Below are 18,216 nucleotides of genomic sequence, written 5' to 3'. Positions count from 1 at the left end.
TCCTTTCAGCTGTCTGGGCAGTTCGGGCTGGCTCAGCCTTTGGTGGAAAACCGGTAGCCGGTGCCGCGCACGGTTTGTACCAGATTCTCGTAAGCGTCGCCCAAGGCTTTGCGCAGGCGGCGGATATGCACGTCGACGGTGCGCTCTTCCACATACACATTGCCGCCCCAGACCTGGTCCAACAGTTGGCCGCGGGTGTAGGCGCGCTCCTGGTGGGTCATGAAAAACTGCAGCAGGCGGTATTCGGTGGGGCCCATCTCGGCGGGTTTGCCGTCGATGGTCACGCGGTGGCTGATCGGGTCCAGGATCAGGCCGTCGACTTCGATAGGCGCTTCACCATCGGTGGGGCCGGCACGGCGCAGAACGGCTTTCAGACGGGCGACCAGTTCCCGTGGGGAAAAGGGCTTGGTGATGTAGTCATCGGCGCCGACTTCCAGGCCCTGGATCTTGTTGTCCTCTTCACCTTTGGCGGTGAGCATGATGATCGGGATATCCCCGGTCAGCTCGTCACGCTTGAGGCGACGGGCCAGTTCGATGCCGGAGGTGCCGGGCAGCATCCAGTCCAGCAGGATCAGGTCCGGCTTGCGGTCGACGATAATGGCATGGGCCTGCTGGGAGTTCTCCGCCTCCAGGCAGTCATAGCCGGCCATTTCCAACGCAACGGCGATCATCTCGCGAATAGGCGCTTCGTCGTCAACGATCAGAATGCTCCTGCCAACCATGCTAAATCCTCTTGTCATTTAACTGTCTTGCGCCGCATTAGATAACGGAATTATTGCAGTCGTGTGACAGTAATTTAGTCGCCTGGGCAATCCTTGCCTCTCTGGACTACGCTTTGGGTCCGAATCCTGACAACCACAAAAGGAAGGTTCCCATGACTCACAGTACTTTTTCCTGGAAAGCCCTGCTGGTAACGGCCGCGTTAACGCTGCCGACACTGGCGTTTGCGGCAGACCCGGCGATGACCAAGGACGGGATGCTGGTGGACCACAACGGCATGACCCTCTACACCTTTGCCAAGGACGCTGATGGCAAATCCATGTGCAACGACAAGTGCGCCACCAACTGGCCGCCGTTGATGGCCGAATCCACCGACAAGCCCATGGGCAAGTGGACCGTGATCACCCGTGACGACCAGAAAAGCCAGTGGGCCTACAGCGGCAAGCCGCTCTACACCTTCATCATGGACAAGAAGGCCGGTGACATGACCGGCGAAGGCAAAATGGACGGGGCGTGGAAGGTCGCCAAGCCTTGATGTGAGCCGGATAAGGGTGAGGGGCCTGGCCTCTCACCGAAATCCGTAGTCCGCGACAATCCCGACAAAAATCGCCAACCCGGCCCAGTGGTTGTGCAAAAACGCCTTGAAGCATTTGAGCCGGTCCTTGTCCCGGGTGTACCAGAACTCCCAGGCAAAACACCCGGCCGCCGCCAGCAAGCCCAGGTGGAACCAGCCGCCCAGCTCAAAACGCATCCCCGCCAGCCACAGGCACACCAGTGCCAGGCCCTGCAGGGTCAGGATGATCACCCGGTCGGCATCGCCGAACAGAATCGCGGTGGATTTGACCCCGATTTTCAGGTCATCGTCGCGATCGGTCATGGCGTAGTACGTGTCGTATCCCACCGTCCACAACAGGTTGGCGATGTACAACAGCCATGCCGCGGCGGGCAGGCTGCCCGTCTCGGCGGTGAACGCCATCGGCATGCCCCACGAGAACGCCGCGCCCAATACCACCTGCGGGTAATAGGTGTAGCGCTTCATGAACGGGTAGCTGGCCGCCAGCGCGAGGCCGCCCAGGGACAGCCAGATCGTCATGGCGTTGGTCAGCAGCACCAGCAGAAAACTGATGACCATCAGCACCGCGAAGAACGCCAGGGCCTCTTTCGAGCTGATCTTGCCGCTGACCAGCGGGCGCTGTTCGGTGCGCTTCACATGGCCGTCGACCTTGCGGTCGGCCCAATCATTGATGACGCAACCACCGGCCCGGGTGAGTACCACGCCGAGCACGAAGATCAGGATATTGAGCAGCGATGGCGAACCCTTGCCGGCAATCCACAGCGCCCACAGCGTGGGCCATAGCAGCAGGTAAATGCCGATGGGCTTGTCCATGCGGGTCAACTGGATGAAGTCCCAGGCCCTTGGGTTCAGGTGATTCAGGGATTTGAGCAGGCGCTGGTACATCAGAAACGCTCCGGATGGTCGTGCACGGCTTGCCACAGGGTGGGCAGGAAGATCTCGGCCACCAGCACGCTCAGCGGCCCGCGGTCGAAGCGCGAGCGGCGTGCCCACAGGTGATCGGCCTGGTCCGCCGGGGGCAGCCATTCCCGTGGGTAGCGGCGTACCTCGATGGCCTGGCGCGTGAAGGCGTGGTCACAAAACAGCAATTCCCCGAGAGACCGGCTGCCCAACTCATCCATGTGCAAGCCGTCGCCCTGCAAGGCGCTGCGGGCCGCCACGCTGCGGGCAAACACCCACGGCTGGCCATGGCCACGCAAATACACCTCGCGCACCCAGCCGATGCTGGCGGCGGGCAAGTCCAGGGTGGCGCATTCGTCGTCTCGCAGTGGCTGCCAGCCTTCGAACAACGGCGTCACGCTGAAGCCATCGTCGGACAGGCGCGTCAGGCGCCGGGTCAGCGAACCTTCATCGAACAGCCAGTTGAGTGTCAGCGGCGCGGGCAGTGGGCTCAGAAGGCTCTGGGTCAGCCATCGGCAAGCATCGGGAAGGGCGTTTGAATGCGGCACGGAGGGTCATTATTGGCAGTTAATGAGGCGGCGAGCTTACCATGGTGCCCTGGACTTTTGCCGGAGTGCGCCAGGCCCATGCGTCGATCATGCTTGCATCTGCGCCTGCTGATCAGTACAAAACGCCCTGAGCCGCACGGCAAGGTTGCATCTATCGACCGTCGGCCAACGCGCCTGGACCTGAGGAAACAAGTAATGAAGAAGTGGCAATGTGTCGTCTGTGGCCTGATCTACGACGAGAAAGACGGATGGCCGGATGACGGCATCGCGCCGGGCACCCTGTGGCAGGACGTCCCCGAAGACTGGCTGTGCCCGGACTGCGGCGTGGGCAAAATGGATTTCGAAATGATCGAAATCGGCTGATTGCTGATTTAAATCGCAATTCAAGAACCGTACTAACTACAAGGAGAAAGGAATGAACGCACCTGTCGTGATCGTCGGCACGGGTTTGGCCGGTTACAACCTGGCTCGGGAGTTTCGCAAGCTCGATAGCGAAACCCCGCTGTTGCTGATCACCGCAGATGACGGGCGCTCCTACTCCAAGCCCATGCTCTCCACAGGCTTTGGCAAGAACAAGGAAGCCGATGGCCTGAGCATGGCTGAACCGGGCGCCATGGCCGAGCAACTGAAGGCCGAAGTGCGTACCCACACCCGCATCAGTGGCATCGACCCGGGCCACAAGCGCTTGTGGATCGGTGAGGAAGCGGTGGCCTATCGCGACCTGATCCTGGCCTGGGGCGCAGAAACCGTGCGGGTGCCGGTACAGGGCGACGCCGCCGAGCTGATTTTCCCGATCAACGACCTCGAAGACTACGCACGCTTTCGTGCCGCTGCGGCCGGAAAACGCCGGGTGCTGTTGCTGGGTGCCGGGCTGATCGGCTGTGAGTTCGCCAACGACCTGATCCTCGGCGGCTACGAGATCGACCTGGTGGCGCCGTGTGAGCAAGTCATGCCGACCCTGCTGCACCCGGCAGCCGCCGCAGCGGTGCAGGCCGGTCTGGAAGGCCTGGGGGCGCGTTTCCACCTGGGCCCGGTGCTCAATCGCCTGCAGCGCACCGCTGACGGCCTGGAAGCCCACTTGTCTGATGGCGAAGTGATCCAGTGTGACCTGGTGGTGTCTGCTATCGGCCTGCGCCCGCGTGTCGACCTGGCCGCCGCCGCCGGGTTGCAGATCAACCGCGGGATCATGGTCGACCGCCACCTCAAGACCTCCCACGCCAACATCTACGCCCTGGGCGACTGCGCCGAGGTCGATGGCCTGAACCTGCTGTACGTAATGCCCCTGATGAGCTGCGCCCGTGCCCTGGCCCAGACCCTGGCGGGTAACGCGACGGCCGTCAGCTACGGTCCGATGCCCGTCACGGTAAAAACCCCGATCTGCCCGCTGGTCGTCTCGCCACCGCCACGGGGCAGCGAAGGCGTGTGGAGCGTCGAAGGGCAGGGTGGCGACATCAAGGCTCTGTGCCGCGACGCCAGCGGCCGACTGCTGGGCTACGCCCTGACCGGCACGGCCGTGATGGAAAAACTGGCCCTCAACAAAGAACTTCCGCCGCTGCTGGCGTAAATGCTGGTCGTTCTGTCGGAATAAGCATCATTTTGACCGTAGAAAGGTCGCCGTGAGACTGGCGCAGGCCCCGATGGCATGCCATCCTCACTCCCGTCTGCCGCAGAGTAGAGCCTGCGGCGCCTTGGGCGCTGCTCCGATAGAGAGCAGCACGGACATAACAACAAAAAACCGTCAAAGAGGCTTCACTTATGCGTAAACCAGAACTCGCAGCCGCTATTGCAGAAAAAGCAGACCTGACCAAAGAACAGGCCAACCGCGTACTTAACGCCGTACTCGAAGAAATCACCGGCGCGCTGCATCGCAAGGACAGCGTCACCCTGGTAGGCTTCGGCACCTTCCTGCAGCGCCACCGCGGCGCCCGCACCGGCAAAAACCCGCAAACCGGCGAGCCGGTGAAAATCAAGGCGAGCAACACCGTTGCGTTCAAGCCAGGCAAGTCGCTTAAAGACAGCGTCAATCCGTAAGTAAAGAAGCCTGCGCTACGCACATGCGAGTGTGAGCGCGGGATAAAAAATGGGCACGACGACTGGGTCGGGTGCCCATTTTTTGTGGGTGGGCAATCCTTGCTCAATCGTTGAGCTTCAAGCTGTCCACTCGTTCTCAATACACCATTGCTGTACATCCGCAATTAGTTGCGCCGATACCGGTTGCAGATTGGGGAGTTTTTTCTCGTATTTCTTAATACTTTCAACAAAAAATGTAATGAATGCCGCACCTATTAATTTGCGCTGAGCAGCTATGTCTTTTTTCAGTGGAACAAAATCTTCCTCGTCCATGGCGATATCCAGACCGAACATTTTGTCTTTTGCGTAATAACGGCAAAATGTTTTTCGTTCCAGGTTCTTCGGCAGGCATCGCATGCAGACCGCCAGTTCCCAGTCGAGGGTGGGATACTTTTTTTCAAGAATCTCACTCAGGCCATTTAGCTCGTCGGTGATTTCAAAGACCTTTGTCCAACTCGGTGAGTCCGATGTCGTATCGACTCGCATAAAGTATTCCTTATGTCAGTGCCTGCATTTGTTGCCCGGGGGTAGTTTTCCTCGGCGTTTAAAATATTTTCCGATTTTTAATCTTTCCCATACCTGCATATTGCCCTTCGTCGGTGCTGCCATAACCCTTTTGTAGGCAAGATTTTTGGATTTCAGCCACTTTTGGGTATATCGCCGATTCGGATTGACGGTTTCACCGACTTTCCAAACTTCACCTTTTTTCAAATAGACTTGGCCTATTGGCTTTTTATGGCCCCATGCCATCTCGTCATAAAAGCCGTCCTTTTTCGCAATCAGGTAATAAAGCTCGGGGGCCAGTCCCCATGGATCAATCCAGGATATTGGATTGGGGGCGTACTGATAAAAATTGAGCCCGCCGTCAAACTCAATCGGATCCGGTGTCGTAAACCGTCCCACGTCCGGATCATAAAACCTGAAAGTATTGAAATGCAGCCCCGTCTCCCGGTCCAGATACTGCCCCTGAAAGCGCAGGTTCTGTTCTTCGATGTAGTACGGCTCGCGCACTTCCTCAACCGTATTGCCCCACACACGATATGTCGCGCGCCAGACATTATGCCCGTCAGCTTCAGTCAGTTGCTCCGGCAGTCCGTTGAGGTCGTTGTGGTAGTAGCGGATTTTCTGCAGCGGCCCGGTGCCGTCAACGCGAGCCAAGGGTTCGCTGCCTTCATCTTCATAGATGTAAAGACTGGTCTGGCTGTGTTTATGCTCCTGCAATAACCGCAGCCCATCCCAGGTAAACCGGGTTTCCCCCAGGGGATAGCCGTCGTTGCCATGTTCGGTTTTCTCAATGCGTCGGCCCAACGGGTCGTAGATCATCCTGACTACGCTGCCGTTTTCATTGCGCACTTCAATCAGCCGGCTTTCTGCATCGTAGGCGAAGCGTTGCAAGCCACGCGCTGCGCTGCGTTTTTCGATCATCCGACCGAACGCGTCATAGCGATAACGCTTGTCCTGATAGGTCAGCAGTTTGTTATGCACGACCAGCCCAGCGCCTGACTGCGGGCCATCCAGCAGGTTGGCGGCGGCATCGTAGGCAAACGTTTCGCGCTGGCCGTGCAGGCTGTCCTGGCTGGCGATGATGCGGCCAGTGGCATCGTAGTGCAGCAGTTGGCGATGTTGTATGGCAGATTGCTGGTCGAACTTGCCGACCAAGTTGTCGGCAGGGTCATACTCGAACTGCTTTTGCGCTGTCGCTGGCATCAACGATGGCAGGCCTGTAAGGCGGTGTTGGCGTGAGCGTAGACGGCCGCTGCGGTCATACTCACTGCGGGTGCTGAGTCGGCCTTGGGTGCGCAGTACTTCGCGGTGCAGGCGGTCGCGTTCAAAGTCGCTGATGACCTGGCCGTCGAGATTGACCTGATGCAAGTGACCGCTGCCGTAGTACAGGCGATTGAGCCAGCGTCCGTCGGGTATCTGGGTCTGGATAAGATTACCGAGTTCGTCGTAGTGGTGCTGCAGGGTGCCCATAGAACTCTGTTCGGCAAGCATTTGGCCGAGGGCGTCGTAAGCGAAACCAAGGGCTTGGGTATTGCCCAGCAGGTCGGTGAAGGTGACGGCGGTGAGCTGGTCCAGCGGGTCGTAGGCGTAGTCGGTGCGCCCATCGTCGGTGGTTTTGGCGATCAGCCGACCTACTGCGTCACGTTCCATTTGATGGACAATGGGCGCTGGCGGCGTCTCGGGAACCAGGCCTAGCCCGTTGCCGTAGGGGGCCGGAGTGGCGGTCACCGTGGTGATATGGTCCAGTGGATTGTAGGTGTAGCTTTTGGCACTGCCATCGAGGTCTTGCTGCTCAGTCAGCCGATCCCCGGCGTCCCAGGCAAAGAGATAACGTTCGCCGTTCTCGTTGGTCAGTGCTTGCAGGCGCCCATAGCTGTCATAGCCGAACTTCACCTGCCGGCCATGAGCGTCGGTGCGCAGGCTTATCTGGCCACGTCGATTGTGCTGGTAGAGCGTGGTATGTCCGGCAGGGTCGGTGTACCCTACGAGTTGGCCGCTGACATCGCGTTGAAACAGCTCGATGCGACCGTCCGGCAGTTGGTTGCTGAGTAAGCGCCCCTGGAGGTCGTAGCTGAATTGAGTGCGCTCGCCAAGCGCGTCGGTGATCACCTGCAGATAGCCGCGCTCGTCGTAGCTGAAACGCGTGGGATAACCCGAGCAATCAATGTGTTCGACCAATTGCCCGAACGGATTCCAACGCAGTTTTTTGCTTTTACCGGAGGCGTCGATGATTTCCACGACCTGGCCGTGGGCGTCATAGCGATAGCGGGTGATGTGGCCCAGCGGGTCGGTTTCGGCAACGCAATTGCCGCGAGGATCATAGCGATACTGCCAACTGTTGCCGGCGGCGTCGGTCTCCACCAGGGGTAACGCCCAGTGTTCAAGCCACAACGTTGAATCGCTGCGGCCCAACGGGTCCGTTTCGCCGATCAGGTTGCCGGCGTCATCATGCTTGTATTCATAGCGTCCACCTTGCGGGTCGGTGGCGCTGAGAAGTTGGCGTTCGTCATTCCACTCGAACAGCCAGGTTTGCCCCAGCTTATCGCTGTATTGAATGATCTGGTGCTGAGTATTCCAATGTCGGGTGCTGACGCGCTGTAAGCCGTCGATGATACGGGTGAGGCCCGCCTTCAAGTCATAGTCGAACTGGTAGGAGTCACCTTCATCGGTCCAGTGTCGGACGACTCGCCACTCTGAGTTTTCAATCAGTGCCCATTCATAGAAGCACCGCAACCCGGTGGGTAACTGATGCTCCACCATTCGGTGCCCGGCATCGTACGTGAAGCGCCGCTGCACCTGGCCAGAGGCATCGCGCACCTCTGCCAGATTGGCCCTGGCGTCATAGCCGTAGCTGACGAGCACTTCGCGACGTTGATCTGGGAATAGGCGTTCGACGCGAGTGACGTGCTCATGTTCGCGTATCAACTCGACCTGCACCAAGTCGAAGGTATCGCGCAGGCGTACCAGGCGTCCGGCCTGGTCGTAGTCGAGATGAATGCGGTTGTCGTTGCGGTCGCCAAGTTGAATCAGGCGCAGCAGCGACGGGTTGGCTGTGGGCTCAAACAAACGATATAGGCCGTCGTCACTTTCAATCAGCAACTGCCCGTTGAGGTGCCGACGCACAGAGAGCCCTTCGCCGGGGCTGAACACCGCCCCCCCCAACGGGATCGAGCCCATGTCGATAGGGCGCCCCTGCTCGTCGGTGTAGACCAGCGCTTCACCGCCTTCTGGATGAGGTTGGATTTCGACGCATACTTCATAAGCCACACTCCAGCCTGTACCGAACAGTGTGCCTGGGCGTTCGTCGCGGCTGTTGTAGAAGCGTTGCCAGTCAATCGGCAGGATGGCGGGCAGTACAAAATCCAGTTCATCGGTGCCGCCCAGCACCTTCGCTCCCGTTGCAGCATGCACCGGATTCGACGAGCCCATGGCAGCGTTGGTCATCGCGTCCATCGCGCTGCTGACGGCCATCGAAGTAGCCCCGCCAATCAGCATGCACGGCAACTTGCTGAAGAACTTGCCCTTGCCGCCCTTGAGCATCAGTAACGCGGTGACCGCCAACCCCACGCCCGGCGTCTTGCCACTGCGTATTTCCCGCACCACCACTGACCCGCCGCCAATGGTCACGTTCGATGAAATCAACCCGGACGACACCACTGTTGCATCGCAGGTACTACGATCACCACTGCGCACCGCAGGCTGGCCATTGATCGTGACCTTATCCGAACCCTCGGCCAGGAACTGCGGAGGCATCGGTGGATGCTTCATGCAGGTGACCAAGTCCAGAGGCTTGGGCACGGCTCCTGGTGTGGGAGTAGCCACCGTGGGGCGCCACATTTGGGAGAAGAAGCTCTCGGCCATATCCAGATAACTGGCTTCTGGTTCGGGTGCGGGTTCTTCCAGTTCGGTTCCGGCTGGCGCGACATGCGAGCTGATCGCCCCCGCGGCACGTGCGGCGGGAAGGTTGTTGGTCAGGGTATCGGTGGCACCGGTGAGAATATTCGCCTGTACCGTGGGCGGAAACAGGGCGTTGCTGAAGCTGTCGCATAAATTGGTGAGGCCTTTGTCCGCCCCGCTCTTGCTCATGAGAAGGCCGACAACTGTGCCCACCACTGCGCCGAGCAGGACGCATCCGAGTCCGCCGGTAGCGACGGTGATACCGGTAGCAGCCACCACGGCAGCAGTCGCTACTGCAGTGATCGCGATATTGGCCGCCACCTCCAACACACCGCCGAGGATGTCGGCCATCATTGAGGTGTGGGAGAGCGCGTCGCCCATGCGAGCGGCCCATAGAGCATCAGACATGCATGGTGCCCATCAGGAAATCGCGTCGAACGACAATGAGTTTTTGATCGTCGCCCAGTGCGCCGCCTCGGCATCGCCCAGCTTGTCTGCCTTCACATAACTCAAGGCGAGCATCTTGCGTGTGCCCGGGATTACCAGAGCCAGTTGGTACTGGAACACCTTGTCACTGCCCTTGCTGAACTGGCTGCGGAGCTCTATGCCTTCTACTTCCTTTGTTGCACCTAGACGGACACCGACGCCCGGTTGATAGCGCAAATCCTGCACCTGTTTTTCCAGGCGTTTGAGCTGTTCGTCGAAGTTGCTGTGCAGGGTTTCGCCATCGGTGAGGAAGCTGCGGCTGATGATCAAGGAAGTGCCCAGCTCGGGGAACTTGAGGATATTGATCGTAGCGTCCTGCAGCTCGCCGGCCGGCAGTTGGAACTGAAATTCGTTAATTCGGTACGTCATGGAAAACAGGTCTCGTCAGGAGCTTTTAGGCGCGGGGAACGCGGCTTTGATATTGGCGTCGATGCTGGCTTTCATGCCCTGACCATCGGGTGTTGCGCCGGGGCCGCCGCCGTTGTTCAGGTGCAGGACGCCGCCGGTATTGAATTCGGCATCGCCGCTGGCGTGGAAGCTGATATTTACGCCACTCAGGTTGATCTGCCCGCTGGCGTTCAACTCCAGGATGCTTTTACCGCAGATCAATCGCAGGTTTTCGCCCACTTCAATCACGTAGCTCTGGCTGATGCTGTCGGTCTTTCTCTGGCCCACCGAGAGGATGTCTTGATGCTTGACGATGCGCACTCGATTGTTCCCAATCGTCACCGTCTCGTTATGCCCAATACTCTTGTTCCGGTCATGCCCCACCGAATGGCTTTCATCCACCTCCACTACGATGTCCTGATTACGCTCGGCATGGATGTACAGCTGCTCCAACCCCTTCTTGTCCTCCATGCGGATTTCATTGAAGTTGGCCGGCGTGCCGCCTTTGCTGGAGCGGCTTTTCATCCCGCTTTGGGTGGCGTTTTCCGGCAGGTCGTAAGGCACGGTCTGCTCGGCGTTGTACACCCGGCCGGTGATGATCGGCCGGTCGGGATCGCCTTCCAGGAAGCTCACAATCACTTCCTGGCCGATCCGCGGGATCTGCATCGAGCCCCAGTTTTTTCCGGCCCAGGACTGCGATACGCGAATCCAGCATGAGCTGTTTTCGTTGGACTGGTCGTGGCGGTCCCAATAGAAATGCACCTTGACCCGGCCATATTGGTCGGTCCAGATTTCTTCGCCCTTGGGGCCCACTACCAGCGCGGTCTGCGGGCCTTTGACGATGGGCCGGTAGGTGTTGGCCAGCGGGCGGAAACTCTGTTGTGCGTCGATGCAGGTGAGGGTGCTTTCGAACTGGGCCGAAGGCGCGCCACCGCCGCTTTCGAGGCTTTCCTGGGAGATGTAGTAGCGGGCGCCGACGATCAGGTATTCGCGGTTCTGGTCGCGGCGACTGAAGCCGGTGAGGCTGAACAGGTGGCCGGAACCCAGGCCCCGGGCGTTGCCGCTGAACTCCACTTGTTCGTGCAGGGTTTGCAGGGCTTCGATGCGGGTGCGGGCGTAGTGTTCGCCGTCTTCGCTTTTGACGTAGGTGCCGGGGTAGTCGTACAGCGGGTAGTCGCCGGCGGTGTGCGGGCGCGGCATGGCCGAGCGTACGTCTATGCTCGCGCTGGGACGCTGGAAGTCGTAGTCGTTGAGCTCAAGGGAGCCGGGTTGTACTTCCTGTGCCAGGTGCCAGTTGTGCATATGGTCGCGTTCGCGCTGCTGCTCGTCCTTGGGGTAGTAAGGCACCGAGGCGTAGCCGGGCACGTTGGCGTGGGCACCGTAGGCATCGGCCAGCACCAGCACGTGGCGGTCCTGCTCGTGGCGGAAGAAGTAGTAGATGCCTTCCTGTTCCATCAGGCGGCTGACGAAATCGAAGCTGGTCTCGCGGTACTGCACGCAGTATTCCCACTCGCGGTACGGGCGGCTCAAGGCGTCTTCGAAGTCGGAAAAACCCAGGTCGCGAAACACCTGCTTGATGATCTGCGGGATGCTCAGGTTCTGGAAAATCCGGCAGTCGGAGGTGCGGCTCAGCAGCCACAACCACGGGCGCAAAGTCACCTGATAGCTGGCGAACTGGCCCTGGTCGATGTTCTGGCTGCAGCGGGCGACGATGCCGTGGAAGTGCCGCTCGCCACCGTCCGCCAGTTGCAGGTTCAGGCTCATGGGCTTGCCCAGCAACTGGTTGAGGTCGATGTTGGCGTCCAGCGAGGTCAGCTGCAGTTCGAAATTGAACAGCCGACCCAGCTCTTCGCCGCCACCCATTTCATTGAGCAGCAGCACATCCGGCCCCAGGGGGCTGGTGATCTTGGCCAGGCGTGAGGCTTGGTTAAAAAGCATCGGTAGTCCCGTAAATGTCTTCATCACTGACGGAACCGGATCAACTGTGGGAGCTGGCTTGCCTGCGATAGCGGTGGATCAGTCAACATCAATGTTGAATGTCAGACCGCTTCGCAGGCAAGCCAGCTCCCACACTGACCGTATTCCAACAATAGTTATTCAGTGTCGCTGAAGTCGTAGTGCAATTCGTTATCCCGTGTGCTGATTCGCACGCCCGCCAGCGCCTTGCCTTCGAGCATGCGGGTGAGGAATTCGCGACTCATGTCCGGCAGCAGGCTGTTGGTGAGGATGGTGTCGATCATCCGCCCGCCGCTTTCGGTTTCGGTGCAGCGGGACACGATCAGGTCGACGACTTCGTCGTCGTAATCGAAGGCGACTTTGTGGGTGTTCTCCACGCGCTTCTTGATGCGGTTGAGTTGCAGGCGGGTGATCGCCTTGAGCATCTCGTCGCTCAGCGGGTAGTACGGAATGGTCACCAGGCGGCCGAGCAGCGCCGGCGGGAAAATCTCCAGCAGCGGCTGGCGCAGGGCCTTGGCGATTTCCTCGGGCTCGGGGATGTTCGCCGGGTCTTTGCAGACCTGGGAAATCAGCTCGGTACCGGCGTTGGTGGTCAGCAGGATCAAGGTGTTCTTGAAGTCGATCACCCGGCCTTCGCCGTCTTCCATTACGCCCTTGTCGAACACCTGGAAGAAGATTTCATGCACGTCCGGGTGGGCTTTTTCCACCTCGTCCAGCAGCACCACGCTGTAGGGTTTGCGCCGCACGGCTTCGGTCAGCACGCCACCTTCGCCATAGCCGATGTAGCCCGGTGGCGCACCCTTGAGGGTGGACACGGTATGGGCTTCCTGGAACTCGCTCATGTTGATGGTGATCACGTTCTGCTCACCGCCGTACATGGCTTCGGCCAGGGCCAGGGCGGTTTCGGTCTTGCCCACGCCGGAGGTGCCGGCGAGCATGAACACGCCAATCGGCTTGCTCGGGTTGTCGAGGCCGGCGCGGGAGGTCTGGATGCGCTTGGCGATCATCTGCAAGGCGTGGTCCTGGCCGATGATGCGTTTCTTCAGGTGCTGGTCGAGGTTGAGCACTGTCTCCAGTTCGTTGCGGGCCATGCGGCCCACCGGGATGCCGGTCCAGTCGGCGACCACCGAGGCCACCGCTTGGTAGTCCACGGTCGGCAGGATCAGCGGGGTTTCGCCTTGCAGGGTGCTGAGGCGTTGTTGCAGGTCTACCAATTGGGCACGCAATTGATCATCGCCGCTGTCCACGACACCGGATTTTTCGCGCAACGTCGCACGGGTGGCGAGCAACTCATCCACCAGGGTTTTCTCTTCGGCCCAACGGCTTTCCAGGGTGGCCAGGCGCTCGCGTTCGGTGCTCAGCAGCGCTTCGCTGTTGGTCTGGCGCGCACCGATGGCGATGCCGATCGCGTGCTCGCGGGCGATGATTTGCAGCTCGGTTTCCAGTGCCTCGATACGGCGGCGGCTGTCGTCGACTTCTGCCGGCACCGCGTGCAGGCTGATGGCGACGCGGGCGCAGGCGGTGTCCAGCAGGCTCACGGATTTGTCCGGCAATTGACGCGCCGGAATGTAGCGGTGGGACAGCTTCACCGAAGCTTCCAAGGCTTCATCGAGAATCTGCACCTGATGGTGTTTTTCCATGGTCGAGGCCACGCCGCGCATCATCAGCAACGCCTTGTCTTCCGACGGCTCGGCCACTTGCACCACCTGGAAACGGCGGGTCAGGGCCGGGTCTTTTTCGATGTGCTTCTTGTACTCGGCCCAGGTGGTGGCGGCCACGGTACGCAAGGTGCCGCGGGCGAGGGCGGGTTTAAGCAGGTTGGCCGCGTCACCGGTCCCGGCGGCGCCACCGGCACCTACCAGGGTGTGGGCTTCGTCGATAAACAGGATGATTGGTTTCGGCGAGGCCTGGACGTCTTCGATGACCTGGCGCAGGCGCTGTTCGAACTCGCCTTTCATGCTGGCGCCGGCTTGCAGCAGGCCGACATCGAGGCTGCGCAGTTCCACATCTTTCAGCGCGGGTGGTACGTCGCCGGCGACGATGCGCAGGGCGAAGCCTTCGACCACGGCGGTCTTGCCGACGCCGGCTTCACCGGTAAGGATCGGGTTGTTCTGGCGGCGACGCATGAGGATGTCCACCAGTTGGCGGATCTCTTCGTCACGCCCGACGATCGGGTCGAGCTTGCCGCTGCGGGCCTGTTCGGTCAGGTCGACGGTGAAGCGCTTGAGGGCTTCCTGCTTGCCCATCGCGCTCGGGGCCATGGCGCCGCTGGCCTCGCCCGGTACAGCACCGGCATTGAAGCCGTCGCTGGCACTTAGTGCATTCTCCGGCGAGTCGCCGACGTATTCGTCAAAGCGTTCGCTCAGGGCTTCGGCCTTGATCTTGTCGAACTCACCGGACAAGCCCAACAGCGCATGGCGCAGGCTCGGCGTCTTGAGAATTCCCAGCACCAGGTAACCGGTGCGCACCTGGCTTTCGCCAAACATCAGGCTGCCGTAGACCCAGCCGCGCTCGACCGCTTCTTCCACATGGGACGACAAGTCAGTGATCGACGTCGAGCCACGGGGCAGGCGGTCCAGGGCTTCGGTCAGGTCGCGGGCCAGGCGTGCCGGTTCGACGTTGAACTGACGGATAATGCGATGCAGGTCAGAGTCCTGCAGTTGCAGCAACTGGTGAAACCAGTGGGCCAGTTCCACATACGGGTTGCCCCGCAGCTTGCAGAACACGGTGGCGGCTTCGATGGCCTTGTAGGCCACGCTGTTGAGTTTGCCGAACAGTGCGGCGCGACTGATTTCACCCATGCTCTGGATTCCTTGAGGTGTTGGCGTGTTCGGCGTAATGCCGGGCCAGGATTAGGTCGTTGGCGTCATGCTCGGGTTGGCCGAGCCAGGTGTTGAAGCCCAGGCGGAACTGGCCGTTGAGTTGCAGGGCCGGCACTTCCGGTTGTTGCAGAACCAGGTTCAGGTCCCAGTCCAGTTCGTGGCCCAGGTACTCGGCGACCCACGCCACCAGCTCGTTGAACGGCTGGCTGCCGGGCAGCATGCCCATGTAGTCATCGAGCTTCAGCGGGCCCAGGCGAATGCGAAATTTATGCTGGCGGTCCCACACGTGGCTGCCCAGGCAAAAGTCCACGCCCAGCTGGTTGGCGCTGACACTCACGCGGCTGCGTTCGGGCAGCTCCAGCCATTGGCCGACGTATTCTTCGATCTCCACCGGCAGGCCGAAGTACTCGCCGAGAATCGCTTTCAGGCCATCCGGGTAGCGGGTTTGCGCCGACAGGTGGCCGCTGTAATGCAGCTTCGCCGTGTCGGGGATCAGGCCCTGGTTGAGCAGGCTCGGGGTGCCGCGACCGCTCAATGCGGCGAGGCGCGCCGACCAGTAGTCATCGTCCGGGCGGTCATGGCTGACGGTCGGCCGTGCCTCGGCCCAGGCGCGATAAAACAGGGTCAGCAGGCGGTGGTGGAACACATCCAGGAAGCGCTTGCTGGTGCTGTCGGCGTTGTTGCGCTGGCGCTCACGCACGTACTCGGTGATGTGCAGCGGCAGCGGGCCGTTGGGGCCGCCGAGGCCGAAGAAGAACTGCTCCAGCCGTGCCGGCTGGCCTTCAGCCCCAGGTTCGACCGAGGCCAATGTGGCCGGCGCAAAGGTGCAATCGGCCTGCTGCCCGAGACGCAGCGGGTCATCCGCCAGGCGCAGGGAATGCCCCAGGCGTGGCAGGTCCGGCGATTCGCACTCGATGCGCCGCAGCGCCTGGAAGAAGTCATATTCCCAGGGCTCCTGATGCATCGCATCCAGGGTACTCACAGGGTCGGACGGCGTCCGGGCTTGGCTTTCCATCGCATGATCTCGCCGCGTTCGGTGGTACGGATCACCGTCTCGGTAAAACTGTTGATCGACACGTAGCGTGCCAGGAACCGTTCAAACACCGCACCGAGCAGGAACACGCCGGTGCCGCGGAACGCGTTTTCATCAAATTCCAGAGTGATCTCAAGGCCGCGGCCAAACACAATCGGGCCGGGCATCGGCAGGCGCCGGGTCACCGCCTTGCTGCTGACTTCCCGCAGGCCTTCGATCTGCAATTGCAGGGCGGCGTCGTTGCTGTCGCCATACAGGCGCAGCAGTTCACGCAGCGCGGCGGCGCCCTGGCCTTGCTCGCTCAGCGACAGGTAGTTCAACGACAACTGGCTGATCAGACGCCAGGCCTTGGCGTCATGGGCATGGCTGGCGCGCGGGCGGCTTGGCCCGGCGACGCAGCGCACGGCCAATACCGGCGCACTGTCGGCCAGGGTGAAGTCGGTCTTGCCGTTGCCCACGCTCATGAACAGGGGCAAGTCGCGGTTAGTGCACAGTGCGGTCACGCCCAGTTGGCGCAGGTCATGGCGGTACGGGGCTTGCTGGGTGTCCACCAGGCTGACGAAGGTTTCGCTGCCCACATAGGTGGAGCGCGGCCCGTTGCGGCGCTGGTCGCTGGACAACACGCGGGGTTCGCGACGCACTGTGTAGTAAGCCTGGTCACGGCCATAGCGCGATGGATCGCGTACTGCGTAGAACGGCAAAAACGGTTGCTCGGGCCCGGTGCCGTGGCCCGTGATGCCGCTCAAGGAGTGAATCTCGAAATCCATCGGCCGCGTGCGGTCGGCGATCACATGGTGTTCGTTGACCCGCTCGGACAAGTGAATCCGGTCCACGCGCTTGGGAAACAGGTTGATTGCCGGGGTGCAGAACGGCACGAACTGCGCCTTGCCGACGCTGCCTTCCAGGCTTGGATCGTGACGGTCGAACAGCACGATCAGTTCCAGTTCCTGGCCGTCACAGCGTTTGACTGCACGGCTCAGTTCAGCGAATTCGACGAACAGAAAACGGTGGGGCAGGGCGAAGTATTCCTGGAGCAAGCGATATCCCTGGAACGCTCTCGGCACCACCGGCATCGCCGCATCGGCGTCATCGAAACCCCGGGAGCGCAAGGCCTCCGGCGGCAGGCGCTCAACCCAGTCACCGCCGGGCTTGCGCGCGAACACCGCGCAGGCATTGCCCAGCAGTTGTTCGTAGAGGCGGAACGGTTGTTCGTCGGCACCGCTGAGGTACAGCGGCAAGTTATCCAGGGCGAGGCTGTTGAACGGCAGCTCGGCGCCGGTACGCAAGGTCAGGCGCAGGCCAGCCTTGGCCTTGGGTTCGCTGGCAGCCAAACGCCCGAGCACGGCGGACGGGTTGCCGAAGTACTCGGCCTGGGCGACCTGCAACGGCCACAGCGTCACCGGGTGCGCGGTGCGGTACTCGCAGCAGGTCTGGGTTTCGCGGCCCAAGGCGGCGCGCAGGACGGTGTCGCGGGGCAGTGGAAAACCACTGGCCAGGGAGCCTTCATCGGGATCGGCCTGCAACTGCACCACGGTCATCGACGGGGTCGGCGCCAGGTAGTGCGGGAAGGCGATCTCCAGCAGGTTGTTGGTGAAGGTCGGGTACTCGGCGTCGAGCTTGAGCTGGACCCGGGCCGTGAGATACGCAAAGCCTTCGAGCAAGCGTTCGACGTACGGGTCGGCGCAGTCCATGCCGGACAGGGTCAGCCGACTGGCGATCTTCGGGTATTCCTTGGCGAACTCGGCGGCGCTTTCGCGCACGTGGTGCAGTTCCTGGTTATACAGCTCCAGCAAGCGCGGGTTCATGGGCGTCTCCGCTGGTCGGCGTTCACCACACGCACATGGCCGGACTCCAGGTCCAAGTCGGTTTGCAGCAACAGGCGCAACGGCACCGGCTGCGCCCACAGGTCGCCTTCGATCTCGAAACTCAGGGCGTTGTGGTTCATCTCACCGTGGCCGACGCGTGCCTTGACCCGCAAGGTGTGGCGCAGGATGCGCGGCTCGAAGGTGGCGATGGCTTGTCGAATCAAGGCTTCCAGGGCGCTGATGTCGACACTGGAGACACTGTTGCCCGCCAGCGCCGGCAGCCCGTAATTGACCACCGACGTACCGGCAGGCGTGTGCAGCGTGGCATCGGCGTTGAGCAGTGAAGTGGTGTTGAGCAGCCACGTCAGGTCACGCAGCACCGAGGCTTTCAATTGGCTCAGGGACAGCACGCGTTTGTCGGCGCTTTCCTTGGGATTGGTCGGGTCATCGTCGGTCAACCGGTCCAGCAGGGACGGTTGCAGGCGATCGCGGGAAGCAATTTCAGTTACCACCA

General features: G+C 61.0%; 15 protein-coding genes. 4 read left to right on the top strand and 11 right to left on the bottom strand.

The window, feature by feature from the left end; genetic code table 11:
* Nucleotides 1–32: 32 nt before the first annotated feature.
* Nucleotides 33–722 carry a phosphate regulon transcriptional regulator PhoB gene (phoB, locus tag QF039_RS28900; protein ID WP_003195617.1) on the bottom strand — a complete coding sequence of 230 codons (690 nt, stop codon included), beginning with the start codon at nt 720–722 and terminating at the stop codon, nt 33–35.
* 152 nt (nt 723–874) lie between these two features.
* Here phoB and QF039_RS28895 point away from each other — a divergent pair, with 152 nt between their 5' ends.
* Nucleotides 875–1,255, top strand: coding sequence for a hypothetical protein (locus QF039_RS28895; protein WP_003213380.1), 381 nt, complete (start codon nt 875–877; stop codon nt 1,253–1,255).
* 33 nt (nt 1,256–1,288) lie between these two features.
* Here QF039_RS28895 and ubiA read toward each other — a convergent pair whose 3' ends face one another.
* Entirely contained in the window at nt 1,289–2,179 is an 891-nt protein-coding gene (gene ubiA, locus QF039_RS28890) for a 4-hydroxybenzoate octaprenyltransferase (protein WP_307521930.1), read from the bottom strand.
* Nucleotides 2,179–2,742: a chorismate lyase gene (locus tag QF039_RS28885; RefSeq protein WP_008439472.1), complete on the bottom strand. Its 564-nt coding sequence runs from the start codon at nt 2,740–2,742 to the stop codon at nt 2,179–2,181. Before QF039_RS28885 ends, ubiA begins: the two co-directional genes overlap by 1 nt.
* 195 nt (nt 2,743–2,937) lie before the next feature.
* Here QF039_RS28885 and QF039_RS28880 point away from each other — a divergent pair, with 195 nt between their 5' ends.
* The 3 genes from QF039_RS28880 (at nt 2,938) to QF039_RS28870 (ending at nt 4,773) form a co-directional block, all read left to right on the top strand.
* On the top strand, nt 2,938–3,105 hold the full coding sequence (locus QF039_RS28880; RefSeq protein ID WP_003213373.1) for a rubredoxin: 168 nt from the start codon (nt 2,938–2,940) through the stop codon (nt 3,103–3,105).
* A 52-nt stretch (nt 3,106–3,157) separates the two neighbouring features.
* Nucleotides 3,158–4,306, top strand: a complete 1,149-nt coding sequence (locus QF039_RS28875; protein WP_177020307.1) for an NAD(P)/FAD-dependent oxidoreductase — start codon at nt 3,158–3,160, stop codon at nt 4,304–4,306.
* Between the two features lie 191 nt (nt 4,307–4,497).
* Entirely contained in the window at nt 4,498–4,773 is a 276-nt protein-coding gene (locus QF039_RS28870; protein ID WP_003213368.1) for an HU family DNA-binding protein, read from the top strand.
* A 117-nt stretch (nt 4,774–4,890) separates the two neighbouring features.
* On the opposite strand, the gene QF039_RS28865 is transcribed toward QF039_RS28870, so the two are convergent.
* The 8 genes from QF039_RS28865 to tssE form a co-directional block, all read right to left on the bottom strand.
* Entirely contained in the window at nt 4,891–5,298 is a 408-nt protein-coding gene (locus tag QF039_RS28865; protein WP_003213360.1) for a hypothetical protein, read from the bottom strand.
* Nucleotides 5,299–5,313: 15 nt separating this feature from the next.
* Nucleotides 5,314–9,621, bottom strand: a complete 4,308-nt coding sequence (locus QF039_RS28860; RefSeq protein ID WP_177020306.1) for an RHS repeat-associated core domain-containing protein — start codon at nt 9,619–9,621, stop codon at nt 5,314–5,316.
* Nucleotides 9,622–9,633: 12 nt separating this feature from the next.
* The gene (locus QF039_RS28855; RefSeq protein ID WP_003213356.1) at nt 9,634–10,068 is read right to left on the bottom strand and encodes a DcrB-related protein; all 435 of its coding nucleotides are present in this window, start codon (nt 10,066–10,068) and stop codon (nt 9,634–9,636) included.
* A gap of 15 nt (nt 10,069–10,083) precedes the next feature.
* The gene (locus QF039_RS28850) at nt 10,084–12,024 is read right to left on the bottom strand and encodes a type VI secretion system Vgr family protein (RefSeq protein ID WP_307521922.1); all 1,941 of its coding nucleotides are present in this window, start codon (nt 12,022–12,024) and stop codon (nt 10,084–10,086) included.
* A 155-nt stretch (nt 12,025–12,179) separates the two neighbouring features.
* Nucleotides 12,180–14,843, bottom strand: a complete 2,664-nt coding sequence (gene tssH, locus QF039_RS28845; RefSeq protein ID WP_307521921.1) for a type VI secretion system ATPase TssH — start codon at nt 14,841–14,843, stop codon at nt 12,180–12,182.
* Entirely contained in the window at nt 14,836–15,879 is a 1,044-nt protein-coding gene (gene tssG / locus QF039_RS28840) for a type VI secretion system baseplate subunit TssG (RefSeq protein ID WP_177020303.1), read from the bottom strand. Before tssG ends, tssH begins: the two co-directional genes overlap by 8 nt.
* Nucleotides 15,843–17,702, bottom strand: coding sequence for a type VI secretion system baseplate subunit TssF (gene tssF / locus QF039_RS28835; protein ID WP_307521918.1), 1,860 nt, complete (start codon nt 17,700–17,702; stop codon nt 15,843–15,845). Before tssF ends, tssG begins: the two co-directional genes overlap by 37 nt.
* Nucleotides 17,699–18,214, bottom strand: coding sequence for a type VI secretion system baseplate subunit TssE (gene tssE, locus QF039_RS28830; RefSeq protein ID WP_003213348.1), 516 nt, complete (start codon nt 18,212–18,214; stop codon nt 17,699–17,701). Before tssE ends, tssF begins: the two co-directional genes overlap by 4 nt.
* Nucleotides 18,215–18,216 lie beyond the last annotated feature (2 nt).

Origin of the sequence: Pseudomonas sp. W2I6, from assembly GCF_030815935.1 — a bacterium.
Lineage (GTDB): Bacteria > Pseudomonadota > Gammaproteobacteria > Pseudomonadales > Pseudomonadaceae > Aquipseudomonas.
This window is presented reverse-complemented; position numbering and strand designations above follow the sequence as displayed.